Raw genomic sequence first — 11954 nt, 5'->3', positions numbered from 1 at the left:
GGCGATGACGATACACAATTGACGGATGCGCAAGTAGCAACCGCAATGAACAATGAGTTCCCGAACCTGGATACAGACTCAACCGACGATTTCGATGGGGAATGGACCAGCCTGAACAACATTCCTGCGGACATTGCCGATGGTGACGACGATACACAACTGACCGAAGCGGAAGTCGCAACGGCGGTGAACAACCAGTTCCCAAACTTGGATACCGATGCTACCGATGATTTCTCGGGTAGTTTCAATGACTTGAGTAATGTACCTGCTAACTTGGACACCGACTCCACTGACGATTTTGATGGCGAGTGGACAAGCTTGAACAACATTCCTGCGGACATTGCAGATGGCGATGACGATACACAATTGACCGATGCACAAGTAGCAACGGCGGTAAACAATCAGTTCCCGAATCTGGATATAGACTCAACCGACGATTTCGATGGCGAGTGGACAAGCTTGAACAACGTACCTGCGGACATTGCAGACGGTGACGACCAACAAGTTGAATTATTCGCTTTTAATGGCTCTACTTACGAACTATTGCTTGGACTTGAAAACGATGCAACGACCAGGGTAGCAAATTTATCATCGTTGCATGCCGATGGTACTGAGACTAAAATCACTGCAGGTTCTGGCATACTTATAACGGGCGATGGGTCTTCATCGTTACCTTACAACATTATCAATGATTTTACCGAAGTTGACGGTAGTATTACAAACGAAGTAAATACCGCTTTTTCTACAGTAACCGTTTCTGGAACAGAATATTTAAGAATATCTGATTCTAATGGTGATTTAGATGTCCCATTATCGGATCTATCCCATTCCGGAACCACTGGATCTATATTTTTTGCCGGATCGGACGGAAAACCAACAGAGAACAACTCTCAATTATTTTGGGATACCTCTAATAATAGATTAAGTATCGGAAATCCTTTATCAGGGACAAATAAATTAACTGTAAACGGAGCGACAAGAACAAGTGGCCTAAACAACTCCGATGGAACCACCGGGCAACCATCATACAGGTTCTCGGATGATTCGAACACAGGAATGTATAGCCCGAACAATGATGAAATCGGTTTTAGTGTTGGCGGAACAGAAGCTTTAAAAATGGAAGAGAATTCTGGTACAACTTCTGTTATCGTTAATGAAACCTTAGAATTGGAAGGGGCCGTATTGGACAGTAGTAATTCTCCCGGTACTACCGGACAAGTACTTAGTTCCACTGCAACGGGTACAGCATGGGTAGACAGTTATAATCCTGTAAAAGCAATTGGTAAAATTGCCTCTAACGGAACGGTTACCAGAGCAACCCCCGGTGTAACCGTAACAAGGCTAAGTACCGGATATTATAGAGTAACATTGCCTGCCGGTGCCGTTTCAGACGCAGACTATATTATTCAATTGACCCAACCTGGCCGTGGCGGCGCAGGAAATGACGACCCCGGTATCTCCTACTCCAATCAAACAGCAACAAGTTTCGAAGTTATCATTGGTGATAATGACAATGGCGCCACCGATCGTAGTCGATTCGATTCAGAATTTATGTTTACAATTTTAGATCTATAATCGATGAAAAAAATAGCATTCACAATATTACTACTCATGATTTCGGGCATTTCATTTGCCCAAATTGATGGCACCCTACTTTTAGGCTTAACACGTGCGACCACCTCAGAAATGAACGCCATAAGCAATCCGGTGGAAGGTTCCATAATTTATAATACTACCGAGAAGATGGTCTATCAGTTTGATGGCAGTAAATGGGAAACTACGAACCAGCTTCCTGCCGATTTGGCCGATGGAGATGATGATACCAAATACTCTGCAGGCAAAGGACTCCAATTAAGCGGCACTTCAATATCAGTAAAACAGAGCGAAATTACTCCCGATTGGTCGAACATTAAAAATATTCCGTCCAATTTGGATACCGACAATAGCAATGAAATACAAAAACTAACCAAATCGGGCGTTAAAATAAACCTTAGTAATGGCGGTGGCTCTATTGAAGAAACAGCAACGGCGATGAAACAGAATACCGATGACGGTAAAATATATTTCATCAATGAAGCCGAGACAACATATATTGCAAATGTGGTTTCAGAAGATAATAACAACGAACTAAAAACTGGATCTGATGGAGGAGCCTATTTTGAGCTTAATTCAAAAACACAGACTATAAAAGTAGACCAATCAGACCTATGGGCCGGTCAGGTAAATGATACGGACATACATTCTAACGGAACACTAAGCGTTAGTCAAACAAGAGCGGATTCTGGATGGTCATTTTCAGGAGCTAGTACCATTAAATACACAGGAACACCCGATTATGTAAAAATAGATGTAATGGCCGTAGCGAATAATACCGGCAACCACTGGGCCCAACCACATATTAAAGTGTTCAGAAATGGCACTGAAATTGGAGAAGGAAGTGGATTATACATGGACGACAGTACTACGTATTCCGGTAGAACCACTACTACCGTTAATATGATAGACCCTAACCCAGGAACGAATCCGGTGTACACTTTTACAACATTGGAAGATGACAATAGAACCATGAACAATGCAACTATTTCAAATTTATCACCCATTTCCCTATTGGCGGTAAATAAAAAGGAGGTCGTGGTTTCAATATCAAATTAATAAAAAAATGAACAACCGGTTATTGAAAATAATAGATAACATCAGAAAAGTAGACCATAGGTCTCTGTACCCATATTTACAATTTTAGATTTATAGTATTAATATGAAAAAACAATTTCTTCTTTTTACTTTACTTCTCATCACTGGTTTCACCTATGGACAGATTGAAAGCGGTCTATTATTTGGTCTCACCAAAGGTACAACTGCCGAGATCAATGCCATTACAGGAATGGAAGAAGGGCAAATGCTCTACAATACCGACAACCAGGAAATATATGTTTATGATGGCTCTTCATGGATCAAAACCTCTAACTCCAATTGGTTACAAAACGGAAACAGCGCATCTTCGGGTTCATTTTTAGGAACAACGAATGATGTGGGGATGGATATAAAATCTAACAATATTAGTCTGTTACAATTCGGAAGAAGACAAACTTTGGGCCTTACCCAGTCGTACCCGGATTACAATGACAATGACCAATACCTGACCTACGTTAAAGGTAACGACGGAACCTCTGCCCTACAGTTTCAGGCAGATGCCGCCGATTTTTATAAACCAATGTTCTTCACCAATACCAATGGTAACTTTAGGCTAAAGGGAAGTGCCGCACAGACCGATTTTTTTGAAATAGGTTCAGCGGGCACCAATAACGCAGGGGAAGTAGAATTTATTATAGGGGACGATGGTGCAGAGCCCTTTATTTTCAAACGTTATGATTATAGGGACCAACTTAAAAAAGAGCTTTTTAGGATTCAAGGTAGTAGCAACAGTCAGAATGCCTTACCCAGGGTGGGCATCAATACGGGGCAATTGGCCAATTCGACCTTAGAAGTAAATGGTTCCGTTGCAACCGCCATTACTTCACCTGGTTCTAGTTTAACCTTAAATGAAACACACCATACTGTACTAATAGACTCGAATAGAAGTATCACATTACCTTCGGCAAATACCTGCGAAGGACGTACCTATATTATCAAGAACACCCATAGCAGTGCCATCAGCATTTCGACTTATGTTGATAATACAGGGACAAATTCGACCTCTGTTCCATCAAATAGTGTGGTACAGTTACAAAGCGATGGTAGTTCATGGCATTCAATTACTCCAGGTACGCCTACTATAACATATTCACAAACATTTTCGGCCAGGGCATATTTTTATAATAACACTTGGTATTCTCCGAATCAAACATACGGCCTATGTCTATATTGGAATCAAGCTCTTGGAACAAGTACCTCCCCTAACTATAGTACCACAGGGATAGCAGGCGTACCCATAGCCCGAAATCAGACCCTTATAAAATTTGTGATGAAAAATGATTTCAATGCAAATCCTACTGGAATTCAACAAATTAATTTATCGGTATTAAGAGGAAACACCTATATCAATATAGGCACATATAACATAACCGGAGGAAGCACCAGTATTTCCATGCACAATCAAGATGTAAATTTTCAACTACAGGAAAACGACATGTTGGTTTGGGCCTGTAGAACAAGTGGTGGTGCCAATAGGTATTCAGCTACATCGATAACCTTTGAATTTGCGTATTAAACAAATGTATAAAAACCGAGTTATGAGATTTGTACTTATCATATTTTTTGCTTTCAACTTGGCCTTGGCACAAGAAGCGGTGCATAACTATGGTTCTATGCAAATTCATGGTTCCACCATGGTCGGTTTTCATATGGATTTGATCAATGATGGGGCTTTTAACCAAAATTCAGGTCTCGTAGGGTTTTATAGTTCGAACAAAGAATTGACGCTCTCCGGAAATTCCAACCCCGTATTTTATGATGCCGAGGTTGCCGTCGATAACGGATTCTACATAGAAAACACCATGGGGGTTACAAATAACCTAAATCTTATTTCTGGTATTATTTATACCCCAAGAACCCAATCTGAAGTTAATTTGAGCTTTTTGACCGATTCGTTCTATGTAGGCGAATCCGACAACACACTTATAGATGGCTATGCCTCTATTCAAGGAAAGGATACCTTTACCTTTCCCATTGGCGAAGACAATGTTTTAAGACCTTTGACGATAACATCACAATCTATAAATGATTACGCCAAAAGTGCTTATTACCGCGAAAGTCCCAATAGTCCGAGTATTTTTGGAACCTCGTTCAATACCGACCAGACCGCTAATGAATATATTGCCGTTAGCGATTATGAGTTTTGGCATTTAGAAGGAGAGCTACCTTCGAAGGTTACCTTGACCTGGAACGAAGAAAGTTATGTAAGCCTGTTGGGCGATTTTATTTCAGACCTAAAGGTCGTAGGATGGAACATAGAGAACAAGGAATGGGAAAACCTTGGCAATACAGATGTACAAGGCGATATGGATAATGGTAGTATTACCTCTGACACCTTTATACCTAACGATTATGAGATTATTACAATAGGAGGAAATAATGATATACTTGAAACGCTGAACAGTGTAGAACTAGACAATTATTATATGACGCCTAACGGGGACGGCATAAATGATAGATTGGTCATAGACGCCGTGGAAAGTTCCCCGAACAATTCTTTACAGATATTCAACAGATACGGTATATTGGTATATTCCAAAGAAAATTACAACAATGAGTTTAATGGTATTTCGAATAGAGAATCCGCCATTGCAAAAAACTCAGGCTTGGCCTCTGGTATCTATTTCTATATTATTACCCTGAACGACCTAAATATTAGGCATCAAGGTTATTTATACCTAACCACCTATCAGAACAATTAACCCAAATACCAATGACCACCAACAGACTCGGACGATCTAAAATTAATTGAGTAATTTTATACAAAAGAATACGAACACCAAATACCCTCTTAGCAAACAAGGTTAAATTAACGTCAAAATTAATGCAACGAAGATCATTTATTAAAAAAAGTAGCGGGGCCGCTTTGGCCGTGACACTGGCACCTACCATTATTATAAAGGAAGACAGGGAATACTCTATACTAGAACTTATGGGTAAAGAGGATATTAAATTATACGGAGAGGGCATCAACCTTCGAAAAGAAGCCCATGACGCATTTTTAAAAATGAAAAAAGCGGCCTATTCCGATGGTATAGATTTAAAAATCGTTTCCAGCTACCGAAACTTCTATAGACAAGAAGCTATTTTCGAAGGAAAATATTTACGCTACACCGAAGAAGATGGTATGGAACCAATGGCGGCCATCGAAAAAATAATCGAATATTCTACCATACCCGGCACAAGCAGACACCACTGGGGTACCGATGCCGATATTATTGACGGTTATAGAAAAACCAGCGGCGATGTACTTGTACCCGAAAAATTTGAATCTGGAGGACCTTTTGAGGATTTTAAGTTATGGATGGATGAAAATTCCGAAACCTACGGTTATCATCTAGTGTATACGGACGACCCTAAAAGAAGAGGTTTTAAATATGAGCCTTGGCATTATAGTTATGCCCCTATTTCTATTCCAATGTTAGAAGCTTTTAGAAGTAAGAACATTGTAGCACTTTTGAAAAAAGAAGAATTTTACGGTGCCGAACATTTTACCATTGGTTTTTTAAAGTCTTACATACAGAATAATATTTTGGATATAAACAGATCTCTTCTATAACTGTTTCGTATATTGGGTTTTACACTAAAACACTTATACCATGAGAAGAGGAAGTTGGAAAATCAGAATATTCATTGGCTTGGCCATAGTTGCCTTTGCATTTATCCAAAAATGCAGTAACAAGGAAGAGAACCCATACACTGGCAGGACCCAGACCATTAACATGTCACCAGAACAAGAAATTGCCATTGGGCTGCAAAGTGCGCCCGAAATGGCCCAACAACACGGAGGGCTTTATCCTGACGAACAGATGCAGGCACTGGTTGATGCAGTAGGTCAAAAATTGGTAAACAACAGTATTGCCAAAGAAACTCCCTACGAATATGATTTTCATTTGTTGGCAGACGATCAGACCATAAATGCCTTTGCGCTACCAGGTGGCCAGTGTTTTATAACTTATGCTCTTTTCTCGCAATTAACAGAAGCGCAATTAGCAGGTGTTCTAGGACATGAAATAGGCCATGTAATAGGAAGACATTCTGCCGAACGTATTGCCGAGAGCAGTTTTTGGCAAACACTGACCATGGGAGCCTCTGTGGGTGCCGATATGGGAGATGTAGTCGGTAACATAGGACAAAACACTTTGCTGACCAATGGGCGTGACGATGAACTTGAAAGTGATGAGCTTGGTGTCCTTTTTATGATAAAAGCAGGCTATGATCCCTATGAGATGATCAAGGTTATGGAAATCCTTAAAGCAGCGGCCGGCCCTAACAGGGTTCCGGAGTTTCAAAGTACGCATCCAGACCCAGAAAACAGAATCGAAAAAATTAAGGAAGCCATCGAAAAATACAATGGGAAGGTTTAAACGTTAATTTTTGCCGATTAACGGAAAAATTACATCAATGACCGATTCTTTTTAATATATTTATCGCTCCCAAACCAATTAGTACCACTAGAACTTTACCCCTTATAGCTTTGATTTAGTAATTATACCGATTTTTTTTGGTATCTAAACAGACACACTATAATGGGAACACTTACACACTTTAGAAACCTTTATGTAGAGGCATTTGACAACTGCAAGCCAGAAATCTTGGTAGTAACGTTAAAAATCTATTCGATTTTTTGTGCCATAATGTTATTTATGGGAATTTATGCTTTCACATATAGGGCAATGAACGGTTTTGATTTTTAATGCTCACTCTTTTACCTGAACACTATTAAGAGTACAATTATTAGTTTTAATCAAAAAAGGCTCATTGGGTTTACCAATGAGCCTTTTTTATTTGCTATATTTCTCTGCCTAAAAATTAGCATTGATAACCTCTAAAACATCCTTGGCATTCGACATTTCGGCATATTCTTTGGCCGTATGCCCCTTATCGCTCTTTATATCTAAATTGGCACCATTAAGAATCAAAACCTTTAGTACTTCTGACTTATTGTATCTTGCGGCATACATCGCCGGGGTAAGCCCTAAAGATTTTTCATTTACTTTTTCTCCCAAAGCGATCAGGCTTCTAACCTGATCCACATCTCCTTGCATGGAAGCTTTACATAGCTCGTTGATTTTGTCCTTTAAAGAAACGGTAGTAATCTCCGCATTAGCAAAAGACACCGTATTTGCGTATGTACCTACACAGGTAAAAACACATATTAGCGATAACATTAAAATTGATTTTTTCATAATTAATTTATTTGATTGTCGTTGTTTTTTAAATTATAAATAAAAATAGACCTTAAAATTTATCATTATAACATATCCTATAAAATATAATATATATTTAACAAATACAACTCTGTATCTGTTCCACTACCAACCAATCGCACAATAATTTCTACCTCCTTTCTTCAACACTAAAAAAACAAACCTTAAGCACAACCACTATTTTAACTTTCCATCATCGTCAACAAAACCATATAAATTAAAAAGGCCCCCATACCAAAATGGTATGGGGGCCTTTTTATAGAGTTCTCCGGAAATTAACTCCCAATTGCATTTTCCAATACCGCCATGGCTTCTTTGGCATTCGACAATTCAGCATATTTCATCGCAGAAAAGCCTTTGTTACTTCTTATTTTTAAATCTGCCCCTTTATCTATAAGCAACTTTAAAACATCCACCTTGTTATATCTTGCCGCAAACATAGCGGGGGTCATACCCAAAGATTTTCTATTGATATCCTCACCAAGCTCTATCATACGCCGGACGGTGTCGATATCACCTTGCATGACCGCCTTACAAAAAGAACTGATTTCAATAGATGTTAAAATTTCATTGGTTTCATTTTTAGGATTTACACTAGGTTCGCTAGCCATAAGACCAGCACCCATAACCATAAAGAACATAGATAACGTTAAAACTGTTTTTTTCATGATGAATGAATTTAATTGATGAATAGATTTTGATTGTACAAGAAAAGACTTGTAAGCCTGTAAAATGTTACATTATTAACACTTAAATAACTAAATTTTAACACACTTTACACCTTAATGGTTAAAAGAATCATAATCATGCTATTATAACCTAAAAAGAAAAACCATATACTAGTTATACTTAGTAAATCATACTATTTTTGATAATTATAATTTTATCCCATAAAAGACGAAGATGAATAAGAAGGTAATCTTGATGATTTTAGATGGTTGGGGAAAATCTCCCGACCCACAAGTTTCTGCGGTAGACAAAGCCAATACTCCATTTATTGATAGTTTATATACAAAATATCCAAATGCGAACCTACTAACAGATGGTATGAACGTTGGGCTACCCGAAGGCCAAATGGGAAATAGCGAAGTGGGGCATATGAACCTTGGCGCAGGAAGAATTGTGTACCAAGACCTGGCCAAAATAAATTTAGCGATAAAAGACAACACCCTTAAAGATGAACAGGTTTTAAAAGACGCCTTTACCTATGCAAAGGAAAACAATAAACCAGTTCACTTTTTAGGCCTATTGAGCAATGGTGGCGTACACAGCCACATTGATCATTTAAAAGGTTTAATATCTGCCGGTAATGATTTTGGTCTTGATAAAATGTATGTACATGCCTTTACCGACGGAAGGGACGTAGACCCCAAAAGTGGAAAAAAATTCTTGACTGATTTAGTTTCGTTCTGCTCCGACAAACATGCACAATTGGCCAGTGTAATAGGCAGGTACTTTGCCATGGATAGGGATAAACGTTGGGAACGTGTAAAAAAGGCATACGATGTAATGGTGAATGCCGTAGGTGAAAAATCTACCGATATTTCGAAAACCATTCAGGCCAGTTATGACAACGGAAAAACAGACGAGTTTATTGAACCCATCGTGATGACGGATGACAGCGGTAATCCCGTTTCAAAAATACAAGAAGGAGATGTTGTTATCTTTTTCAATTTTAGAACAGATAGAGGTCGTGAGTTAACACAGGTTTTAAGTCAAGAGGATATGCACGAACAAAATATGCATAAATTGAACCTGTATTATGTCACCATGACCAATTACGATGATTCCTTTAAAGGAGTGCATGTAATCTACGACAAGGAAAACATAAAGGAAACCCTTGGTGAAGTGCTATCAAAAGCAGGTAAAAAACAGATTCGCATAGCCGAAACCGAGAAATATCCGCATGTTACCTTTTTCTTTAATGGAGGAAGAGAAATTCCTTTCGAAGGAGAAAAACGTTTGTTATGTCCGTCACCAAAGGTGGCCACTTATGATCTGCAACCAGAAATGAGCGCATACGAAATACGTGACGCCATTATTCCAGAATTAAAGAAAGGCGAGGTAGATTTTGTATGTTTAAACTTTGCGAACCCTGACATGGTGGGTCATACCGGTGTAATGGAAGCTGCCATAAAGGCTTGTGAAACGGTAGATAAATGTGCAAAAGATGTGATTACCACAGCTATCGAAAACGACTACTCTGTAATTGTAATAGCAGATCATGGAAACTGCGAAACTATGATTAACCCAGATGGAAGCCCCAATACGGCCCACACTACAAATCCAGTTCCGTTAATTTTAGTAGACAAGGATATTAAACACATAAAAGATGGTGTCTTGGGAGACATAGCCCCTACCATCTTAAAAATGATGGGTATAGAAAAATCAACTTATATGACACAAAATTCGTTAGTAGATTAACCTATCCCTAAATTATTTTACCTTTGCATTTATGGTAAAAATTAAATCAGCAGAACAAATAGAGTTGATGCGCGAAAGCGCTTTAATCGTCTCTAAAACATTAGGAATGTTGGCCTCTGAAATTAAACCAGGGGTCAATGCTCTATATTTGGATAAATTAGCGGAAACTTTCATTAGGGACCATGGTGCGGAACCTGGTTTCTTGGGTATGTATGATTTCCCGAACACTTTGAACATGAGTCCGAACGCTCAGGTCGTTCACGGTATTCCTACTGCAGAACCTTTGAAAGACGGTGACATCATCTCTGTTGATTGCGGTTCCTACAAAAACGGTTATTATGGTGACCATGCCTATACGTTTGAAGTCGGTGAGGTCGCCCCGGAGATAAAGAAACTTTTAAAAGTTACCAAAGAATCACTCTACATAGGTATTCGTGAATTTAAAGTAGGTAACCGTGTTGGAGATGTAGGCTATGCCATACAGAACTATTGCGAAAGTCACGGATATGGTGTGGTTCGCGAGCTGGTAGGTCATGGTCTGGGAAAAAAATTACACGAAAGCCCTGAAATGCCAAATTACGGACGAAGGGGCCGCGGTAAAAAATTTGTGGAAGGTATGACGGTTGCCATTGAGCCAATGATCAATATGGGCACCAAAAACATAAGACAATTAAAGGATGGTTGGACCATTCTTACGGCAGATGGTAAGCCAAGCGCCCATTACGAACACAATGTAGCCATTGTTAACGGTAAACCAGAGCTATTATCTACCTTTCAGTACATATATGATGCCTTGGGCATAAAGAGTGACGAAGAAGACGAATTTAGGCAGACCAAACTACAATCATAGGTTTTTAAAACTATATGAAGAAGGTCTTTAAATTTTTCCTAAATCTAATCCCTAGACCATTACTAATTAAATTAAGTTATTTAATTAGGCCTCTTTTATCATTTTACTATACCGGGTCTACATATGAAGACCCGATAGATGGCAAAACGTTCAGGAGCTTTTTACCTTATGGATACGAGAAACCAAGGGAAAATGTGCTGTCGCCCTCTACCCTATCGTTAGAGCGACATAGATTGTTATGGCTATACCTGAAAAATGAAACCGATTTTTTCAAAAATCACCATAAGGTATTACACTTTGCCCCTGAACAAGCCTTTTACAAACGATTTAGGCAATTAAACAACCTAGATTATACCACTACCGACCTTAATTCGCCCTTAGCGGATGTAAAAGCCGATATATGCAACCTTCCTTTTCAGGATAATTCTTTTGATATTATTCTATGTAATCATGTATTAGAGCACATACCCAATGATACAAAAGCCATGGAAGAGCTATACAGAATCTTAAAACCTGGCGGTTGGGGCATTTTTCAAATCCCACAAGACCTAAAAAGGGAAACCACTTTTGAAGACGATTCCATAACCGATAAAAAGGAAAGAGCTAAAATATTTGGCCAATATGACCATGTTCGCATTTACGGTATAGATTACTTTAACAAGTTACGATCTATCGGGTTTATTGTGGAAGAGGTGGATTACACCGCAAAAATGTCTCACGAAGATGTTGACAGGTATAGATTGGCGAAAGGTGAGATAATACCCCTTGTAAGAAAATAA

12 protein-coding genes are annotated in these 11954 nt (G+C 38.9%); 10 read left to right on the top strand and 2 right to left on the bottom strand.

The features are described 5' to 3' along the window. From J8L85_RS16860 to J8L85_RS18110, 7 genes are all read left to right on the top strand, one after another. A partial coding sequence (locus J8L85_RS16860) for a hypothetical protein (RefSeq protein ID WP_211019260.1) occupies positions 1-1575 on the top strand: 1575 nt, incomplete at its 5' end. Between the two features lie 3 nt (positions 1576-1578). Next, on the top strand, positions 1579-2652 hold the full coding sequence (locus J8L85_RS16855; RefSeq protein ID WP_211019258.1) for a hypothetical protein: 1074 nt from the start codon (positions 1579-1581) through the stop codon (positions 2650-2652). Positions 2653-2755: 103 nt separating this feature from the next. Further along, on the top strand, positions 2756-4207 hold the full coding sequence (locus J8L85_RS16850) for a hypothetical protein (RefSeq protein WP_211019256.1): 1452 nt from the start codon (positions 2756-2758) through the stop codon (positions 4205-4207). Positions 4208-4229: 22 nt separating this feature from the next. Beyond that, a complete protein-coding gene (locus J8L85_RS16845) occupies positions 4230-5393 on the top strand; it encodes a gliding motility-associated C-terminal domain-containing protein (RefSeq protein WP_247656706.1) in 1164 nt (387 codons plus the stop codon). Between the two features lie 122 nt (positions 5394-5515). Beyond that, a complete protein-coding gene (locus tag J8L85_RS16840) occupies positions 5516-6250 on the top strand; it encodes a M15 family metallopeptidase (RefSeq protein WP_211019254.1) in 735 nt (244 codons plus the stop codon). 40 nt (positions 6251-6290) lie between these two features. Continuing rightward, the gene (locus J8L85_RS16835; protein ID WP_211019252.1) at positions 6291-7058 is read left to right on the top strand and encodes a M48 family metalloprotease; all 768 of its coding nucleotides are present in this window, start codon (positions 6291-6293) and stop codon (positions 7056-7058) included. Positions 7059-7220: 162 nt separating this feature from the next. Further along, entirely contained in the window at positions 7221-7388 is a 168-nt protein-coding gene (locus tag J8L85_RS18110; protein WP_348771775.1) for a DUF6747 family protein, read from the top strand. A gap of 108 nt (positions 7389-7496) precedes the next feature. Here the strand turns inward: J8L85_RS18110 and J8L85_RS16830 are convergent, their stop codons facing one another. Further along, positions 7497-7880, bottom strand: coding sequence for an ankyrin repeat domain-containing protein (locus tag J8L85_RS16830; protein WP_211019251.1), 384 nt, complete (start codon positions 7878-7880; stop codon positions 7497-7499). Between the two features lie 296 nt (positions 7881-8176). Continuing rightward, complete coding sequence (locus J8L85_RS16825) at positions 8177-8569, bottom strand: ankyrin repeat domain-containing protein (RefSeq protein WP_211019249.1); 393 nt, start codon at positions 8567-8569, stop codon at positions 8177-8179. Between the two features lie 235 nt (positions 8570-8804). On the opposite strand from J8L85_RS16825, the gene gpmI reads away from it, so the two are divergent. From gpmI to J8L85_RS16810, 3 genes are read left to right on the top strand one after another with little or no spacing between them, the layout of a single operon-like run. Then, positions 8805-10325, top strand: a complete 1521-nt coding sequence (gene gpmI, locus J8L85_RS16820; protein ID WP_211019246.1) for a 2,3-bisphosphoglycerate-independent phosphoglycerate mutase — start codon at positions 8805-8807, stop codon at positions 10323-10325. A gap of 31 nt (positions 10326-10356) precedes the next feature. Continuing rightward, positions 10357-11175, top strand: a complete 819-nt coding sequence (gene map / locus J8L85_RS16815) for a type I methionyl aminopeptidase (protein WP_047247678.1) — start codon at positions 10357-10359, stop codon at positions 11173-11175. Positions 11176-11189: 14 nt separating this feature from the next. Further along, entirely contained in the window at positions 11190-11954 is a 765-nt protein-coding gene (locus tag J8L85_RS16810) for a class I SAM-dependent methyltransferase (RefSeq protein WP_211019244.1), read from the top strand.

The sequence above is a fragment of the Maribacter sp. MMG018 genome (assembly GCF_018100785.1).
In the GTDB taxonomy this organism is placed as follows: Bacteria; Bacteroidota; Bacteroidia; order Flavobacteriales; family Flavobacteriaceae; genus Maribacter.
This window is presented reverse-complemented; position numbering and strand designations above follow the sequence as displayed.